This is a genomic window from Weissella sp. ESL1177 (genome assembly GCF_058107185.1).
Map to the genome: position 1 here is coordinate 536,191 of NZ_CM176591.1, position 17,855 is coordinate 554,045.

Here is a 17,855-nt window from a genome sequence, read left to right on the forward strand (position 1 = left end):
ATCATCATATGTGGCTTTTTACTGAGACTTGTTATTGGTTAGCTAAAGATAGAAAATCATTTAATTGCTTGATGTCAGCACCGACCATAACGACTGCTCTTAGTGGCATATTAGCTAGTAATTCTTGATTATCCTCAGTGCTTGTCATGTAAGTAATGACTTCATTAAGACCTGATTCTTGCAGAGCTGGTTGTAAGTCATCTCGTTTAACAACTTCACTGATATAGGTTTCTGTTGTTATAGGTGCTAATGAACTTGTTCCCAATTTAACAAATATACGTTGCGTTAAGCGAATGTCTCGTGATGAACTACCAATTTTAATGAGATAATCACCGTTATCAACGACCCAAGATTGATTATTGACGTTATACCAAGCAAAATGACGTCGTCTTAATTCAATGTCAATATCTTTTGTTTGGCCAGGGGCCAGAGCAACCTTTTTAAATGATTGTAAAGAATTAACGGGCATCTCGACATCGCTTACTAAGTTTTCAATATATAATTGGGCAACTTCTTGCCCGAAACGTTGGCCAGTATTTGTTATTGTAAAGTGTACATGAACACTTTCTTTATTACTTTGTATCTTAAAATGATCGTATTTAAATGTTGTATAGCTTAATCCATGTCCAAATGGGAAACTAACAGGACGTTCTTTTAAATCATAGTAACGATAACCAACAAAAATACCTTCATGATAGTTTTCTTCTTGGCGACTAGCATTAAATGTGCCATAAGTTGGGGTATCTTGAATTTTAATTGGGAAGGTTTCAGCCAATTTACCAGAAGGATTTACCTGACCTGTTAAAATATCCCAAGTTGCTTCACCAACAGCTTCGCCAGCAAGATAAGTTTCTAAAATAGCTTGCACTTCATTTTTCCACGGCATAGTAATTGCAGAACCATTTTGTAAGACAACAATCAAATGAGAATTTACTGTGGCTAGTTGATGAATTAATGAAACTTGATTATCTGGTAAATCAAGTGTTTTTTTATCAAAGCCTTCCGATTCATCACGCTCCGGCACACCAACAAACATAATTACTTTATCACTTGCTTTGGCAACTGATAATGCATCTTGAACCATTTGTGCATCAGTTTTTGTGTCATCGATGCGGTAACCTGGTTCATAAACGATACGTTGTTTACTAGACTGTGCAGCTGCAAGAGGTGTCACGATTTTATAAGCATTAACGTGTGAGCTACCGCCACCTTGATAGCGAGGTTTTTCAGCTAACTCGCCAATAAGTGCGATATTATCTGTTGTACTTATTGGTAAGATATGTTCATCATTCTTCAAGAGAACCATGCTATCATCAGCAATTTGACGTGCAAATGCATGTTGTTCGTCCTTATCATAGGTTAAAGCATGGCTGTTCTCAATATGAAATTTTTCGACCAAATGTAGAACTCGCAAAACAGCAGTGTCTAAGACGGATTCTTCTAATTCACCATTATGAACGGCAGTAACGATTCGTTTTACTGAGTATTCACCATTACCAGGCATCTCTAAGTCTAAGCCAGCTTTTAAGGCAGCAATATTATCTGCAACGGCGCCCCAATCAGACATAACAAGGCCGGTAAATCCCCATTCGTTACGCAGAATTTGCGTTAATAAGCGATAATTTTGTGAGCTTAGTTGACCATTAATTGCATTGTATGAACACATGATAGTCGCTGGCTCAGCATGTTTAACAATTTTTTCAAAGGCTGACAGATAAATTTCACGCAAAGAACGTTCATCGATATTGGAAGAAGAAGTGAAGCGTTGATTTTCACGATTATTGCCAGCAAAGTGCTTTACACTAACACCAACACCTTGTTGTTGGACACCGTTAACGTAAGCGACACCTAGTTCACCTGCTAAATAAGGATCTTCAGAGAAGTATTCAAAGTTGCGGCCTGCTAAAGGCGAACGTTTGATATTTACTCCAGGTCCAAGTAATACTGAAACGTTTTCTGATTTAGCAGCTTTGCCGAGATGCTGTCCTAATTGATATAGCATATCAACATTGAATGAACTAGCGGTTAATGCTGCGCTAGGAAAATCAATCGCTTCAACACTTTTATTCAAGCCTAGTGCATCTGCATTATCGGCTTGTTTACGTAATCCAGATGGCCCGTCAGTAACCATTATTTCAGGTACATTGTGCATTTCATTACTTGACGTAAACCAAAAATTTTTACCACTAACTAGCTCTGCTTTTTCAGTAGTTGTTAGTTTTTTTACAAAAGATAAATCAAATTTTGACATGTATTACCACCTATTATTAACTAAAATTTAGCAAGACTAAGTGCATAAAAAAATTGTAACAAGAATATAATAGCGCTTTCTATCAATAAATTTTAAATTTATAAAAAAATAAGATAGTTAAAAGTCTGTGGATTGATTGCCTTAAAATGATGTTTTAAATATAATAACACAAAGTAAATGTTAAAAATGTATGGATAAATTTTTGGGCTAAAAAAATGATGAGGCGTTAAAAATCATGGAACGAATAATTTATTTTTAATAAATAGTTAAGGTTAAATCGTTACCTTACTGTTGAAACATTTGTAATATAAATGACAATTTATGAAATACATTGTCATAATAAGGAGGGAGATCTGTGAATAAAGTACAAGTTTCACAAACGATGCGCCAGGCATTAAAATTTTTGTGTCAAACAATATTTTATGCCATTATTATTTTTTCACTTGTTTATTTATATGGATACTCAGGCTTAGGTCAGGGTCATTTTATTTATAACGAGTTTTAATATCTACTCTACTAAAATTTTTAAGGGGTTAACATGCAAATTACGAATATGCTTGCGACGATTGATGGTTATGCAATGACACAACCAAATACAACGATGTATAACATGCTCGGAGAATGTCATACGTATGCTGACTTGAAGCGCGATTCTGATGGATTAGCAGCTTACATTGATTCATTAAATATTCCGCCAAAATCTTTAGTCATGGTTTTTGGTGGACAACAATATGAAATGTTAGTCGCTTTTATTGGCTTAAGCAAATCAGGTCACGCATATGCGCCGGTTGATGTTAATTCGGCAAATGAGCGTATCACAAATATTTTACAAATTGGACAACCAAGTTTGATTATTGCAATCGAACCTTTACCAATAGAGGTTGATCAGATTCCCGTCGTTGGATTGGCAGCTTTACATGACATCTTTTCAACCAAAAACAAGTATGTCATGACGCATCCGGTTAGCGCAGACGATAATTTTTACATTATTTTCACGTCTGGTACAACGGGATTACCAAAAGGTGTTCAAATATCTCATAATAATTTATTATCCTTTACAAATTGGATGATTAATTCGGAGACATTTTGTATACCTGAACACCCGCAAATGCTGGCACAGCCACCGTATTCTTTTGATTTATCTGTGATGTATTGGGCGCCAACTTTAGCAATGGGTGGCACGCTGTATGCACTACCAAAACAGATAACTGAAAATTTCAAAACGTTATTTGAAACACTACCTCAGTTACCGGTAGATGTATGGACTTCAACACCATCATTTGCAGATATGGCGATGTTATCAGAAGACTTTAATGAGGCAAATCTTCCCAGCATAAAATATTTTTATTTTGATGGTGAGGAATTGACAGTTAATACGGCAGTAAAATTACACGAGAGATTCCCTAACGCAAGAATTGTGAATGCATATGGACCTACTGAAGCAACCGTTGCGTTATCAGCTGTACAAATTACACCGGCAATGCTTGATCAAGCTGAACGATTGCCAATTGGTTTTCCAAAACCTGATTCACCAACCGTTGTTGTTGACAACGAGGGCGAAGTTTTACCAACTGGTAAAATGGGAGAGATTATTGTTACTGGTCCAGGTGTTTCTAAGGGTTATATTAATAATCCTGAAAAAACACAACAAGCCTTTTTTATGTTTCATAATCAACCTGCCTATCATACGGGTGATCTTGGTTATTTTGACTCAGCAGGTATGCTTCATTACGGTGGTCGGTTAGATTTTCAGATTAAGTTTAATGGTTTTCGCATTGAATTAGAGGAAGTTTCGCAAATACTAAGTATGTCTAAGTACGTTTCTGCTGCAGTTGCAGTGCCTAGATATAATGAACAGCATAAGGTTCAAAATTTATTGGCATTTATCAGATTAAAGCCAGGTGTTCATGATGTATTTCGTAAAGAGATGTTGTTGACCAAGGCAATTAAAGAAGATATTAAAGATAATATGATGCCGTATATGATGCCATCAAGATTTCTGTATCGGGATGAGTTACCATTGACGCCTAACGGTAAAATTAATATCAAGGCACTAATTAGTGAGGTTAATAAGCGATGATGGATTGGTTACAAGCGTTGCCTAATTTACAACCTTATGGGGATCCACAATATTTTGTTTATTTAATTGTTTTACTAGTTCCAATCGTTATCGCTATTTTTTTAGGTAAGCGACTGAAATGGTATGAATCAATCATTTCACTAATTTTTATTGTTCTCATGTTTGCAGGAGACCATTGGCAGCAGTTTGTCGCCTTATGTGGTTACATTATTTGGCAATCAATGATTGTTTTTGGTTATGCTGCTTATCGAAGAAAAGCGGATAATAAATGGATTTTTTATGGTACTGTTTTTTTAGATATTTTGCCGTTGGCAATTGTTAAATTGACACCAGCCTTTACTATGGGTAAAAGTTCAATTATTGGTTTTTTAGGTATTTCGTATCTGATGTTTCGATCGGTTGGTATGTTAATGGAAACACGTGATGGTGTGCTAAAAGAATTTACACTTAGCCAGTTTTTACGGTTTATGTTGTTTATGCCAACAATTTCTTCAGGACCAATTGATCGTTTTCGTCGTTTTACTGCTGATTATGAACACTTACCAGATCGTGATAAATATTTAAGCATGCTGGAAAAAGCAGTTCATTACCTTTTTTTAGGGTTTCTATATAAGTTTATCTTGGCATATATCTTTGGCTCGTTATTATTGCCAAACATAGAACATATGGCATTGGCAGAAGGAGGGGTCTTTAATTTACCAACAATTGGTGTGATGTATGTTTATGGCCTAGATTTATTTTTTGATTTTGCTGGCTATTCATTGTTTGCAATTGCCATTTCATATGTGATGGGTATTGAAACACCGGTTAATTTTAACAAACCGTTTTTGGCTAAAAACCTAAAAGATTTTTGGAATCGGTGGCATATGTCACTCAGTTTTTGGTTCCGTGATTTTGTTTTTATGCGTTTAGTAATGGTATTTATGCGCCACAAAGTTTTTAAAAACCGTAATGTGACATCTGGTGTTGTATATGTCTTAAATATGACTATTATGGGTTTTTGGCATGGGGTAACTTGGTATTACGTTAGCTATGGTATTTTCCATGGCCTAGGTATGGTTATTAATGATTGGTGGTTACGTTATAAACGACGTCATAAAGATCAATTACCACATAATAAATTAACAGAAGCATTAGCAATCTTTATAACATTTAATGTTGTTATGTTTAGTTTCTTGTTATTCTCAGGATTTTTAGATCAATTATGGTTTCACAACTATTAATAAATAAAAGAGGTATATTAAAATGAATATTAAAGAAGAAGTTTTAAGTATCATTAATGAATTATTTATGGCTGATGTTAGTGATATGATGGATGACGATTTGTTTGATGCCGGTGTGCTTGATTCAATGGGAACCGTTGAATTAGTGTTGGAACTTGAAGCAAAGTTTAATATTAAAATTCCAGTTTCAGAAATGGGACGTGATGATTGGAATACAGCGAATAAGATTATTCAAGGAATTAAGGAGTTACAAGATGTTTAAAAAATTGGGCCTAATTTTTGGCCCAGTGATCTTAGCTTTTGTCCTGGTTTTTTCAATAATCATGTTGATTCCAGAATCAAGTCAAACAAAACATAATTTTCTTGAGGAACAGCGTGCTGCTAATGCTTTAACGCCAACAGTTTTTAAAAATGAGACTTTAAAGCAACGCGCACTAAGTGATCCAAATCATCGTTTTGTACCATTTTTTGGTTCTAGTGAGTGGAATCGAATGGACAGCTTTCATCCATCAGTCATGGCAGAAGCTTATCATCGATCATATCGTCCTTTTCTACTTGGTCAAAGAGGGGCACAATGTTTAACGCAATATTTTGGCATGCAACAAATGACACAACAAATGCGTCACAAACAAGCTGTTTTTGTTATTTCACCTCAGTGGTTTGTCAAATCTGGAGAGGATCCAGCAGCATTTAATTATTATTTTAATCAAACACAAGCTTTAACTTGGTTGCAGCATGCTAAAAATACAGCTGCTGATCAATACGCTGCAAAACGTTTGTTACAAATGAATATCTCTTCTTCGCTAAATCATTATTTAGCAAAAATTGCCGCTGGAAAATCTTTATCTAATACAGATTTAACGAAAATAGCAATCAAATTAAGATTTTTAAATCATGAAGATTCGTTATTTGCGGACATACAAATTGGTAATAACTATACAAAAAAGATTTTGCCCAAGGTTGAGAATTTACCCAAAACTTATAATTATCAACAATTAAATACTTTAGCAGATTCGTATGCCCGAAATAATACAACGAATAATAAATTTGGGATTGATAATACTTTTTACCAGCAACGAATTGCTTCACAATTAAAAGAAATTAAAGGGTCACAAAAAGCGGTTAACTATCTACAATCACCAGAATACGGTGATTTACAGCTGATTTTACAACAATTTGCACGCACAAATACAAATGTGCTGTTTGTTATCCAACCAGTGAATGAAAAATGGGCTCGATATACAGGGTTAAATACCAGTATGTATCAACACTCTGTTGCAAAAATTAAACATCAATTAACGTCTCAGGGATTTAAAAATATTGCTGATTTTTCAAATGATGGTAAGAAAAAGTATTTTATGCAAGATACAATTCATTTAGGATGGCGTGGCTGGCTAGCGTTTGATAAGAAAGTGAATAACTTTTTAACAACAAAGCAACCAGCACCAACATATCATTTAACTGACAAATATTATACAAAATCGTGGATGATGGATTCGTATGCTTATTAAGTAGGTTATCGATAGAGAATATTTTAAATTGTCTTTTAAGGTGGTGGAGGCTCTCTACCACCTTTTTTGTTCATTTCAATAGAAGGAGTATATTTAAATGCACCAGATATTCCGAATAGTTCAAAAAAATATGTATAAATTACTGCCAAGCGTTATTTTTTTAACATGGCTAACATTGATACAACGTTTGTTTATTCAACCAGACGGCTTTTTCCCTACCATTCTTAATTATCAGTCATTTATGACTAGTCATGGTTTCATTAACATGGTGATGAATATGCTGATAACGGTGGGATACCAGTTAGTTATTGTATTAGTAATTACTTTGTCATTGATATCAATCTTAAATGAAGAAATGGTTGGTGATCATTTAAGTATTTTAGTTGCTATTTCAGGGATAATTGTCTGGTGTTTGATGAATAATCTTGTGTATCTCAATTGGTTAGTTTTACCATTATATGTCATCTCAATTGCTTGGCCACTAAAAAAAGTACCTTCCAAATGGCGTTTTTCTCTGGGTATCATGATTAGTTCAGGATATGCGATGTATATATTAATTGCACAAAAAATTTATCATTTTAATTTGGCGATGTTTCTACAACAAAGTTTTAATAACTTTATTGGGGATGGGTCAACAAATGTTGTTCATACAATTGTTTTACAGATTATATCAACTATCACCAATTTACTAGGATTGAATAGCATTTCAATGTTAGATAGTCATGATCTTAATTTAACAAGTGCTAATGACAATCTTGTTGCAACTTTACAACATCATACGGTACCATATTTATTCACGACTTATCCGTTATCTAGTTTCTTATTAGTGGGTGGTGCAGGGATGTTGTTAGCCTTGTTTATTGCATTCATTGTACAATGGCATTCGCTTAAGAAGATACCATTAAAATGGTATCTTGTTGGTATACCACTAATTTTTGATTTGTGGTGGCCGTTGGCCTTTATGTTGCCAATCTTTTGGCGATTTAATGTTTTGAAACGGGCGGTTATGGTGACGACAACGAATGCCATCATTGGTAGCTTATTATTATATTGTCATTTAAAACCGGCTGTTTATTGGGTGACAAACGGGATGCCTAATTTATTTTTTGGTGGATTAGCATCACATCACTTGGTTGCCTATAGTATTGTTATTATGGTGCTTTTACTGATTGATGTCATGATATATTGGCCGGTGGCACATCAAATGATGATGGAGATAAAAGATGCGGAAAATAATTAAAATGTTCCTTTTAGTGGGTACTGTTACCTTAATTGTTAGCATGCTGATATTAGAAATCAATTGGAATCATCATAAAACAACGGTGAATCGTGCCATTTATAATTCAAAAACATCACCAACGATTTTGGTACCAGGATCTTCAGCTTCACAAGACCGATTTGATTACTTAATCAAGCAATTAAATACTGGTAATAATAAACATAGCTTGATTAAGGCAGTGGTTAATAAACAAGGGGTTGTGAAAATTTATGGTAAATATCATGCAAATGATCCAGCACCTTATTTTGTCATAGCTTTTGAAAACAACCAGGATGGTTATGAAAATATTAAAAAGCAAGCACAGTGGTTAGACAAAGCAATTCTAACTTTGCAAGAACGGTATCGTTTTCGACAATTTCAAGCAATTGGTCATTCAAATGGTGGTTTAATTTGGACACGTTATTTAGAAAAGTACTATCAAAAGCAGTCAGTTCAATTATCCGTATTGATGACGATTGGCACACCTTATAATTTTTCTGAGAAAAATGTGCATAATCGGACCAAAATGCTTGATGATTTCATAAAAAATCGGAGCAAATTGCCTAGTGATTTAACGGTGTATTCAATATTGGGGACAGAAACATATGACGACGATGGTATTGTACCAGAGCAATCAGTTGAAACTGGCAAATTTATTTTTCAGAAACAGGTTGCTAATTATACACAAATAACCGTGACAGGTGATGATGCGCAACATTCAGATTTGCCACAGAATCGACAAATTATTAAGTTAATTGAACAAAATGTATTACCACAAAACCATCGGAATTGGCGAAAACGTTAATATTCATTAAAAATTAACTTATCAAAAAAACATATCTTAAAAAGTGATAACGTTATCTGTTTTTTAAATTATGCAAATCGTTGGTCAGTCATTAAAATGATGGTATTAATTTGATGTTTCATTGAGCAATTTTAATTAATTACGTAATCACATAAATTTTTGATAATAACAATGTTGAAGTTTTTGGTAGAATTACTGAAAAGATTTAGAGGATAACTATCATGGGGAGCAAGGGCAAAACTTGGTATATTTATATAATTTTTCTAATAATAATTGGTACAATTGGATTCAGCGTTTTCACACACGATCATTCATTAACGAACGCGCAATTTGAGTCATTACCTATAAATGAACAATTCAAAAAAGCGCCTGCTGGACATTATATTCATCTGCAGAAAAAAAGTGATATCATTTATCGAACAACTTGGAGTGCAAAACAGATACATGATTATTTGATAAATCAAATGAATAATACAACGATAGTTAATCGTAATGGTACAACTGATGCCAAAAGTAATTTAGGAACCAGTCATTTATTTAATGATAATGGTGTATCGAATACCGAAAATGGTCCGGGTATTTTAACTTTAATAACATTTGAACTGAATGGTAATGGTAATTTTAATAGTAATATGAGAAATAATTCGTTTTCGCAAAAAAGTAAGTATGATTATAATTGGTACTTTAATAGCTTAAGTGATGCACAAAAAGATACCAATGTTGCCAAATATGTGAAAAAAATTATTCGGTAATGTACTAATTTTATTATCAACGTAATTGAACATTAAAAATAGATGATTGCTCATCATGAGACAATCATCTATTTTTGTATAATGATGGGTTAGTCATTAACCTTGTTTTGCACGATATAAATGATAATTTAGCGGAATGTCCGTCCCCTGTAACTTAGTAAAATCCTTTTTATTAGCAAGAGAGACGGGCAAGAAGGCGATACCTTGACCTTGCGCAACCATTTGAGTAATTGTTTGTAGTGAGTCGATTTCAAGCACCCGATTATCGTTTGTGACATTTAACAATGTTTTTTTCCTAAATTCGCATTCGGGGTCACTGTTAATCAGAATTGGTAAATTTTTATTTTCAAAATCAGTTTCATGATGTGCTAAATAATTACAATAAATTGTACAAACTTTTTGTAGTGAATAATTTGATTGATTATTTAAATCAGAAAATGTCACAACAATGTTATATAAGTGTTTAGTTGATTCTTGGATAATGTCGTTTTGTTTTTTAACAATAATTTTGCTAAAAGCATCATAATTAATGAGATTATGATTGACCAAATCCGACACTAAAACTTCTGATCCTAAAAGAGATTTTTTTTGATGCTTAATCTGATTGGTTACGTTAGTGAATTCTTTTTCAATGTTTAGCACCGCGGTATAAAAAAGATTACCTTCAGTTGTTGGTATGACACCACTCGAAGTACGTAAAAAAAGTGGCGTATGAAGCTCTTTTTCCATTTCTTGTAGCCTTGTCGTGATATTCGATTGGGCGTAACCCAATTTTTTAGCGGCTTTATTGATTGAACCAGATTCGTATATCGCATGAAAAATACTTAAATCGTTAAAATTCATTTTTAATACCTATCACTTTTTGTGATAAGTATAACATTATCTAGTATTATTCTAAAACACTAAGAAATCCTAAAATAAGAATTGTTAAAAATAATAATTAATTTTTTACGGAGGACTTTACATTATGAAGAAGGCATTACTTGTTATTGATCCACAGAATGATTATTTACCAGATGGTAGATTTCCCTTATGGAATATGGCAGCAGTTGTTAATAACATCAAAAACTTAATTATTAGAGCAAACGAAGAACATGAACCAGTTTTTATTGTGCAGCATATTGCAGATCCATCACTAGGTATCGCACCATTCTTTAACGAAGGTACGGGTGGTGAAAGAATAATTGAAACACTTGATGGATTGGTGCCAAAAGAAAATACGGTCATCAAACACTATGCTGATGGATTTTACAAAACCGAACTAGAAAATGTTTTATCAAAGTATGATATAGATACACTTGATATTTGTGGTATGATGACACAAAATTGTGTGACACATACAGCTATCTCACCCGCAGCAAGTAAATATGATGTTCGTATATTACAAGATGCATGTACAACGACTAATGAGAGTATTCATTTAATTGCTTTGAATGCAATATCTACTAGACAAGTTACGATTATTTAGATGATATTGTTGTGATTTTTTATGGAAGATAAGGCAGGTCATTTTTTGATGAGCTGCCTTTTATTTTATTCAATGACGTTATCATGTTTTTTATTTATTATAAAAAATAATGATTAAATTAGAGCATAATTTTACCTTATAATTAACAATTTAGGGAGTTGTTTTTGATGTTAGTCTAGTCAGGCATTGAAGAGACCGCTTTATTTTGTATAAAATTTTAAGGAGAGCCATGGTGAAAGATTCCAGTAAAAATTCATATTATAAAATGTATAAATCGAGAAAGCAGTGGGTTTATGGTGCTATTTCAATAGCAACGATGATGACCATTGGGACAATGGCAAACACGAAAGTAGCAGCCGATACAGTCAGTCAAGATTCAAATAACGGTAAAGATTATGTTGCAGACAATACGTTAACGCAACAACAAATTATTTTACCAAACAATGCGAGTCAGGTTGATGATACTGAAAAAGACACAACACAAATAAATACAGATGAAAATGGACAACATTTTTCAAATAAATCTGATATATCGACTAATCAAGAAGAGATGAACAATGCAAATGTTAATACGGACAATAGCATGCAATCATCTGATAATGAAACAAGTACAAGTACACTTAATCAGGATATCTCGCAGAATGCGCAGAATAATAATTCCGCAGTGAATACGACTGTGACATCGCAAGATAGTGGCACCCAGAATATATCACAGCATACGATTTCACAAGATGAATCATCTAACGAATCCAGTGATGCATCAGCCAGTATATCAACTAGCGATACGGAAAAAACGACAACAACGGTTAAAAATGATGTGGCATTGCAAACAAATCATAGCGAAACAGAGGGGCAAGGTAATACTAGTAATCAAGCAACAACTAATCAAACGCTTAATAACGAAACGACTTTATCATTAAGAAGTGGCATTCCGAATATTGTTGCTGGTACGTCTGGTTTGCCACGCATTGATTTTGTGGATGTTTCTAGCTGGAATCGTAATTTGACGGTTGCAGATTTTTTGAAGCTAAAGGCTTATGGTGTCAAGGGGGTAATTGTTAAATTAACAGAAGGCAATAATTATTTGAATCCATATGCTAGTAGCCAAATTGCCAATGCTCGTGCGGCTGGTCTACAAATTTCGGTGTACCATTATGCCACTTATAATTCACAAAATAGTGCAATTGTTGAGGCAAATTATTTTTTGGAGAATATTAACAAATTAGGATTGTCTAAAGATACACTATTGGTTGATGATTTAGAAGACACCGTCACTCAGGTTGGTAACGTTACGGCTAATGCATTGGCCTTCCAAAATCAATTAGCTGCAGCTGGATTTCGTAATCAAATGCTGTATACGTCACCTAATTATATTAATGTGACTGGGTTAAATACCCAGTCATTTGGTTTAAAAAATATTTGGATGGCCTCGTACCCTTATTATCCAGATGGTAATAATTTATGGCATACACAATATGGCGCATGGCAATGGAATTCACAGACAACCTTTCCAGGCGTTGCAGGTGTATTTGATGTTAGTATCGATTATGGGTCACCTTTTTTTCAACCAAAAAACGGTTATTTGAATGATGGCACTGGTTGGTATTGGTTTGAAAATGGGACTCGCTACACTGGTTTCAAATATTATATGGGAACGTATTACTGGTTTAACAATGGTGTGCGTCAAAATAACCAATGGGAAAGTGCTTGGGGCAATAAATACTATGTCGATGATAATGGTCGTGCTGTGCAAGGATTCCAATGGATCAATGGTCAGCAGTACTACTTTGGCGATGATGGGACATTTTACGCTCGAACTGATCAATTTATCAAACAAGATAATGCAACTTATTATGCTAACAAACAGGGGGTATTAGAACCATGGCAAGGCTATATTCAAACAGCTAATGGCAGTTGGCAATGGTTTGAGAATGGTCAAGTATATACGGGTTTTAGATACTACATGGGGGTGTATTATTGGTTTAACAACGGTGTGCGTCAAAATAATCAATGGGAAAGTGCCTGGGGCAATAAATACTATGTTGATGGTAATGGCCGTGCTGTGCAAGGATTCCAATGGATCAATGGTCAGCAATACTATTTTGGCGATAATGGGACATTTTATGCTCGAACTGATCAATTTATTAAACGGGATAATGCAACTTATTATGCTAACAAACAAGGGGTATTAGAACCATGGCAAGGCTATATTCAAACAGCTAATGGTAGTTGGCAATGGTTTGAGAATGGCCAAGTATATACGGGTTTCAGATATTATATGGGTACCTATTATTGGTTTAACAACGGTGTGCGTCAAAATAATCAATGGGAAAGTGCTTGGGGTTATCAATATTATGTCGATGGTGATGGTCGTGCGGTACAAGGTATACAATGGATCAATGGTAAAAAATATTATTTTGGTAATGATGGCACCTATTATTTACGGGAACAATAGATATCATTAATTAGATGAAACGTTAGATTAATAAAAATAGAGCGAGTTGGGAAATTTTACCAACTCGCTTTTTCATTGTTTTCATATATAATGAAGGTCATTGCCTTGATTTGAAGGCTGTAATACAATCAGTTTAATAACTCATGATTGTTTGTCATTAACAAATGATCGTCCACTAGCTTGAGTATTTTGTTAAAAGTGTATGGAGAATATAATGAATTTAACTGATATCGATCATGATATTAATATTTTGAGTGATTTCTTAAGTCAAAAAGATTTAACAACGTTAAGTACGAAGAATTTGATTGAAAAATTTCATATTAGACAAGTTGATGTGATGGTGTTATTTGGTGGTAGCATTTTGGCAGGTGGGGACGTCTTAGCTGAAGCCATCAATAATCATATTGCTAAGCACTATGTGATTGTTGGTGGGGCTGGACATACAACTGAGACATTAAGGCGAACTGTCCGTCATATTTATCCTGCGATTGCAACAGAAAATTTGTCAGAAGCAGAAATTTTTCAAAGTTATATTCGACATCGTTATCACTTAGACGTGGATTGGCTTGAAACTAATTCCACTAATTGTGGTAATAACATTACAAATTTATTGGCATTGTTAGCAAAAAAGCTACCTGATTGGCAATCAATTATTTTGTCACAAGATGCAACGATGCAACGGCGAATAGCAGCTGGATTACGAAAATACGTCCAAAATAAAAAAATAATCATTAATTACGCAACATACGACATTAATGTTCAAAATCACGAGATTATCGAACCACCATTTGGTATGTGGTATCTGAAACGTTACGTTAATTTGATAATGGGGGAAATTGTGAGATTACAAGATACAAAAGATGGCTATGGTCCAAATGGTCAGAATTTTATCAGTCATGTTGATATACCAGAAAATGTTATCGACGCATTCCATAGATTACAGGTATCGTTACCAAATAGTGTGCGACATGCTAATCCAAAATATGCTAATTAGTCGTTAGTAATAAGCAATAGAGTATCATCGGGAAAGTACTGAGTTAAACTATTCTTTATGAATAAAAACTAATTTTTGACTGGTTGAATAAGTTGAGTCAAATGTGTAAGTTGCTGATTGAAAGTCTTTTAGTTCAGCAACCGTCGTTAACTTATTTTCAACAATGAAACGGACCATTTCACCACGTGCTATTTTTGCAGGAGTAGCACGAACTTGTAATTTATCACCAATAACGTGTGCGAAAGTAATTTCAACAAATTGATCATTTGACTGTAAATAAGGTGTTATTGCTTGTGAATACTCTTTAGAGGCTAGGTTGATAATTGGTCCTTGTTTGTTAATTTCACGGTATAGGCGATCACCCCAAAACTCATACAAATTTTTAGTATGATTGATAGACAAATGGGCGTTCATTTCCAAACGATGAGGCACAATACCGTCGAATGGACGTAAGATACCATAAAAGCCAGATAGAATACGCAGAACTTTTTGGAGATAATCTAGCGCATCCTGACTTAAAACGTCAGGAGCCATATATTGATATTGAATGCCAGAATAACTAAAAATAGCAGGTGTTAAATGATGATGTAAATTGATGTTTTGTAATTGTTCAAAGTGTTTCGCCGTTAATTGCTGACTTGTTTGCCATAAATGTTGTACTTCATCATAAGACATCTTTTGTAATTCTTGAAGAATCATTTCTGTTTGGGATAAATAAAGTGGTTCATTGTTTGGCGTAAAATTATCCTGATCGGTTACCATTTTTTTGGCTGGTGAAATAATAAGTTGCATTTAGAGCATCCTTTCTGCATCATTAAACTTGGCTTGTTTGAAGTCATGATTTTTTCTATTTAATAATATTTTAACTAATGACGGTAATTGATGACTATCTTGCAATAACGAACTACCATAAATAAGTATAACTGGTTTAGTAAATAGCGACTATCAACTATTATTTATTTGACGATTCTGTTTGTCTGTGATTAAACTAAATTAATAATGATTATTCATCATAGAGGGAGGTTTAAAATGAAAGTATTTGTTATTGGTGCTGGGGGCAATGTTGGCCGTTTGGTTGTGGATCATTTAGTAAAAGCAAATGATCATGCAACTGCAGGTGTACATCGTGAAAAACAGGTGATTGATTTCCAAAGAAAAGATGTGAATGCAGAGGTCTTTGACTTGTTAAAGCAACCGGAAGAGATGGCTCAACAGTTACAAGGATATGATGCAATTGTATTTTCTGCTGGATCTGGTGGTAAGACTGGTGATGATATGACCATGTTAGTTGATCTAGATGGTGCAGTAAAAAGTATGCAAGCTGCAGAAATCGCAGGTGTGAAAAGATTCATCATGGTTAGCGCGATTTATGCAGAAGATCGAACAAAATGGATTACAATCAAACCTTACTATGCAGCAAAGTTTTATGCAGACGAATGGCTACGAAATCGGACATTGCTTGACTATACGATTTTGGAACCAGGCAGCTTAACTTTTGATTCTGAGACAGGTAAAGTAACAACTAATGTCTCTGATACAGGGGGATCAATTAGTCGGTCTGATGTTGCTGCTGCTGTTGTTGCATGTTTGCATGATAATTCCTCAATCGGTAAGATTATTCCGCTAATTAGCGGACAAACGCCTGTTGAAATAGCGATTAATCAAGCAAAGTAAATATAAGTATCGTGTCACGATAAAAGAGCTATTTTCCAAAATGAAATTTTGAAAATAGCTCTTTTATATTGTTATTCGTTTATTAATTAGCTTCTGATGAGAATAAATGTCATCATTTTTGGAAAAGAATATAAACTGAAAAATTTAGATTGTTATTGTTAAAAAAATATGGTTGAAACCATTATTGTTTTTTTGAAATTAAATAAAAAATATTGAGAAAAATAACAGTTAATAATACTTTATAATGTATTTTTGGACATAATTCAAAATTAGTTCTCAAATTAATGTTTAGATTTAAGGATGCATTTATGGAGTCAAATTTAAAAAAGAGGAAAAGATTTTATTACTTAGATATATTGAATATTATGGCAACAATAGCAGTTGTTGTGTTGCATACGTCAGAATATGCATTCCGTTATCATCCGCAACAACTAGTTTGGTATATTAGTCTATTTATTCAAGTGTTGTTTATCTGGGCAGTGCCCATTTTTTTTATGATTTCAGGTGCAAACTTGTTAAATTATCGGCAACGTTATGATACAAAAACTTTTTTTAAAAAACGTTTTTTACATGTCTTTATCCCTTTCTTGTTTTGGTCATTGATTTGGTATGTCTGGAATCATTTTGTGATTCAACAACAAAGTTGGTCAATTGTTGGGTTTATTCATGGCGTTGCCCATGGGAAAATACAACCTATTTTTTGGTTCTTTTATTTTATCATTCCAATTTATATTGCAATGCCATATTTGTCAGTTATTGCAGAAAAGAAAAATAAACGACTTGTACAATATGTTATTCTATTATATTTTGTTGGTACCGATGTTATAAATTATGTTTATAGTTTGATGAATCAAACTGCTAGTCAATTACTAAACAATATTCCCATGGCACTAACAACGGGGGTTGGTATTTTCTTTGTGGGTTGGTATTTGAACACCTTTTGGTTAAATGCCAAAAAAAGAATTTATGTGTACATTGGTTCAATACTAAGTATTATTTTTATGTTTATCCTGACTGTATTTTTATCTGCTAAGCAAGGAGAGACGGCACAAAACGTGTATTCAATATTTTCCATTGGTGGTTTTTTATTGCCTCTTGGTATTTGGGTATTCGTACAAAATAAGTTTCCATTGACGTGGCATCCTTCAAAAAAAGTTGCTTATTGGTTAAAACAAATTTCAGGGGCATCTTTGGGCGTCTATGTGATCCATGAATTTATTATTTCGATAGTGACACATTTTTGGCCAATACCAGATAATTCTTGGGAGTATTTATTTGTGTTGCCCATAATTGTTTGGGGAATAAGTATCTTTATTATTTTATGTTTAAAAAAGTTACCAATAGTCAAGCTAATTTTACCTTAGGGTTATTAAAGATTATTGGA

The 17,855-nt window shown here is 33.7% G+C and carries 16 protein-coding genes; 13 read left to right on the forward strand and 3 right to left on the reverse strand.

The window, feature by feature from the left end:
- Window positions 1-31 precede the first annotated feature (31 nt).
- Window positions 32-2,251, reverse strand: coding sequence for a glycoside hydrolase family 3 C-terminal domain-containing protein (locus AC3B5D_RS02565; RefSeq protein ID WP_489839661.1), 2,220 nt, complete (start codon window positions 2,249-2,251; stop codon window positions 32-34).
- A gap of 382 nt (window positions 2,252-2,633) precedes the next feature.
- On the opposite strand from AC3B5D_RS02565, the gene AC3B5D_RS02570 reads away from it, so the two are divergent.
- From AC3B5D_RS02570 to AC3B5D_RS02605, 8 genes are all read left to right on the forward strand, one after another.
- Window positions 2,634-2,756 carry a teichoic acid D-Ala incorporation-associated protein DltX gene (locus AC3B5D_RS02570; protein ID WP_489840591.1) on the forward strand — a complete coding sequence of 41 codons (123 nt, stop codon included), beginning with the start codon at window positions 2,634-2,636 and terminating at the stop codon, window positions 2,754-2,756.
- Window positions 2,757-2,804: 48 nt separating this feature from the next.
- Entirely contained in the window at window positions 2,805-4,331 is a 1,527-nt protein-coding gene (gene dltA, locus AC3B5D_RS02575) for a D-alanine--poly(phosphoribitol) ligase subunit DltA (RefSeq protein WP_489840590.1), read from the forward strand.
- Window positions 4,328-5,554, forward strand: a complete 1,227-nt coding sequence (dltB, locus tag AC3B5D_RS02580) for a D-alanyl-lipoteichoic acid biosynthesis protein DltB (RefSeq protein WP_489839660.1) — start codon at window positions 4,328-4,330, stop codon at window positions 5,552-5,554. Before dltA ends, dltB begins: the two co-directional genes overlap by 4 nt.
- 22 nt (window positions 5,555-5,576) lie before the next feature.
- Window positions 5,577-5,816, forward strand: a complete 240-nt coding sequence (dltC, locus tag AC3B5D_RS02585) for a D-alanine--poly(phosphoribitol) ligase subunit DltC (protein ID WP_489839659.1) — start codon at window positions 5,577-5,579, stop codon at window positions 5,814-5,816.
- On the forward strand, window positions 5,809-7,065 hold the full coding sequence (gene dltD, locus AC3B5D_RS02590) for a D-alanyl-lipoteichoic acid biosynthesis protein DltD (protein WP_489839658.1): 1,257 nt from the start codon (window positions 5,809-5,811) through the stop codon (window positions 7,063-7,065). The genes dltC and dltD overlap by 8 nt, the downstream gene beginning before the upstream one ends.
- Window positions 7,066-7,162: 97 nt before the next feature.
- Window positions 7,163-8,305, forward strand: coding sequence for a hypothetical protein (locus AC3B5D_RS02595; protein WP_489839657.1), 1,143 nt, complete (start codon window positions 7,163-7,165; stop codon window positions 8,303-8,305).
- Window positions 8,289-9,128, forward strand: coding sequence for an alpha/beta hydrolase (locus AC3B5D_RS02600; protein ID WP_489839656.1), 840 nt, complete (start codon window positions 8,289-8,291; stop codon window positions 9,126-9,128). Before AC3B5D_RS02595 ends, AC3B5D_RS02600 begins: the two co-directional genes overlap by 17 nt.
- Before the next feature lie 221 nt (window positions 9,129-9,349).
- Window positions 9,350-9,880 (forward strand): hypothetical protein, encoded by a 531-nt coding sequence (locus tag AC3B5D_RS02605; RefSeq protein ID WP_489839655.1) that lies wholly within the window; start codon window positions 9,350-9,352, stop codon window positions 9,878-9,880.
- 96 nt (window positions 9,881-9,976) lie between these two features.
- On the opposite strand, the gene AC3B5D_RS02610 is transcribed toward AC3B5D_RS02605, so the two are convergent.
- Window positions 9,977-10,723, reverse strand: coding sequence for a LysR family transcriptional regulator (locus AC3B5D_RS02610; RefSeq protein WP_489839654.1), 747 nt, complete (start codon window positions 10,721-10,723; stop codon window positions 9,977-9,979).
- Window positions 10,724-10,847: 124 nt separating this feature from the next.
- Between AC3B5D_RS02610 and AC3B5D_RS02615 the strand changes: the two genes are divergently transcribed.
- The 3 genes from AC3B5D_RS02615 (at window position 10,848) to AC3B5D_RS02625 (ending at window position 14,797) form a co-directional block, all read left to right on the forward strand.
- On the forward strand, window positions 10,848-11,348 hold the full coding sequence (locus tag AC3B5D_RS02615; protein WP_489839653.1) for a cysteine hydrolase family protein: 501 nt from the start codon (window positions 10,848-10,850) through the stop codon (window positions 11,346-11,348).
- A 229-nt stretch (window positions 11,349-11,577) separates the two neighbouring features.
- A complete protein-coding gene (locus AC3B5D_RS02620) occupies window positions 11,578-13,803 on the forward strand; it encodes a GH25 family lysozyme (protein WP_489839652.1) in 2,226 nt (741 codons plus the stop codon).
- 214 nt (window positions 13,804-14,017) lie between these two features.
- Window positions 14,018-14,797, forward strand: coding sequence for a YdcF family protein (locus AC3B5D_RS02625; RefSeq protein WP_489839651.1), 780 nt, complete (start codon window positions 14,018-14,020; stop codon window positions 14,795-14,797).
- Between the two features lie 48 nt (window positions 14,798-14,845).
- On the opposite strand, the gene yaaA is transcribed toward AC3B5D_RS02625, so the two are convergent.
- Window positions 14,846-15,589 (reverse strand): peroxide stress protein YaaA, encoded by a 744-nt coding sequence (gene yaaA, locus AC3B5D_RS02630; RefSeq protein WP_489839650.1) that lies wholly within the window; start codon window positions 15,587-15,589, stop codon window positions 14,846-14,848.
- Between the two features lie 237 nt (window positions 15,590-15,826).
- Between yaaA and AC3B5D_RS02635 the strand changes: the two genes are divergently transcribed.
- Window positions 15,827-16,471, forward strand: coding sequence for an SDR family oxidoreductase (locus AC3B5D_RS02635; RefSeq protein ID WP_489839649.1), 645 nt, complete (start codon window positions 15,827-15,829; stop codon window positions 16,469-16,471).
- 308 nt (window positions 16,472-16,779) lie between these two features.
- Window positions 16,780-17,835 carry an acyltransferase gene (locus AC3B5D_RS02640; protein ID WP_489839648.1) on the forward strand — a complete coding sequence of 352 codons (1,056 nt, stop codon included), beginning with the start codon at window positions 16,780-16,782 and terminating at the stop codon, window positions 17,833-17,835.
- Window positions 17,836-17,855 lie beyond the last annotated feature (20 nt).

Excerpts from the sequence above, each read along its gene's own strand:
- AC3B5D_RS02565 (WP_489839661.1), bottom strand. The coding sequence starts at position 2,251 with ATGTCAAAATTTGATTTATCTTTTGTAAAAAAACTAACAACTACTGAA.
- AC3B5D_RS02570 (WP_489840591.1), top strand. The coding sequence starts at position 2,634 with ATGCGCCAGGCATTAAAATTTTTGTGTCAAACAATATTTTATGCCATT.
- dltA (WP_489840590.1), top strand. The coding sequence starts at position 2,805 with ATGCTTGCGACGATTGATGGTTATGCAATGACACAACCAAATACAACG.
- dltB (WP_489839660.1), top strand. The coding sequence starts at position 4,328 with ATGATGGATTGGTTACAAGCGTTGCCTAATTTACAACCTTATGGGGAT.
- dltC (WP_489839659.1), top strand. The coding sequence starts at position 5,577 with ATGAATATTAAAGAAGAAGTTTTAAGTATCATTAATGAATTATTTATG.
- dltD (WP_489839658.1), top strand. The coding sequence starts at position 5,809 with ATGTTTAAAAAATTGGGCCTAATTTTTGGCCCAGTGATCTTAGCTTTT.
- AC3B5D_RS02595 (WP_489839657.1), top strand. The coding sequence starts at position 7,163 with ATGCACCAGATATTCCGAATAGTTCAAAAAAATATGTATAAATTACTG.
- AC3B5D_RS02600 (WP_489839656.1), top strand. The coding sequence starts at position 8,289 with ATGCGGAAAATAATTAAAATGTTCCTTTTAGTGGGTACTGTTACCTTA.
- AC3B5D_RS02605 (WP_489839655.1), top strand. The coding sequence starts at position 9,350 with ATGGGGAGCAAGGGCAAAACTTGGTATATTTATATAATTTTTCTAATA.
- AC3B5D_RS02610 (WP_489839654.1), bottom strand. The coding sequence starts at position 10,723 with ATGAATTTTAACGATTTAAGTATTTTTCATGCGATATACGAATCTGGT.
- AC3B5D_RS02615 (WP_489839653.1), top strand. The coding sequence starts at position 10,848 with ATGAAGAAGGCATTACTTGTTATTGATCCACAGAATGATTATTTACCA.
- AC3B5D_RS02620 (WP_489839652.1), top strand. The coding sequence starts at position 11,578 with ATGGTGAAAGATTCCAGTAAAAATTCATATTATAAAATGTATAAATCG.
- AC3B5D_RS02625 (WP_489839651.1), top strand. The coding sequence starts at position 14,018 with ATGAATTTAACTGATATCGATCATGATATTAATATTTTGAGTGATTTC.
- yaaA (WP_489839650.1), bottom strand. The coding sequence starts at position 15,589 with ATGCAACTTATTATTTCACCAGCCAAAAAAATGGTAACCGATCAGGAT.
- AC3B5D_RS02635 (WP_489839649.1), top strand. The coding sequence starts at position 15,827 with ATGAAAGTATTTGTTATTGGTGCTGGGGGCAATGTTGGCCGTTTGGTT.
- AC3B5D_RS02640 (WP_489839648.1), top strand. The coding sequence starts at position 16,780 with ATGGAGTCAAATTTAAAAAAGAGGAAAAGATTTTATTACTTAGATATA.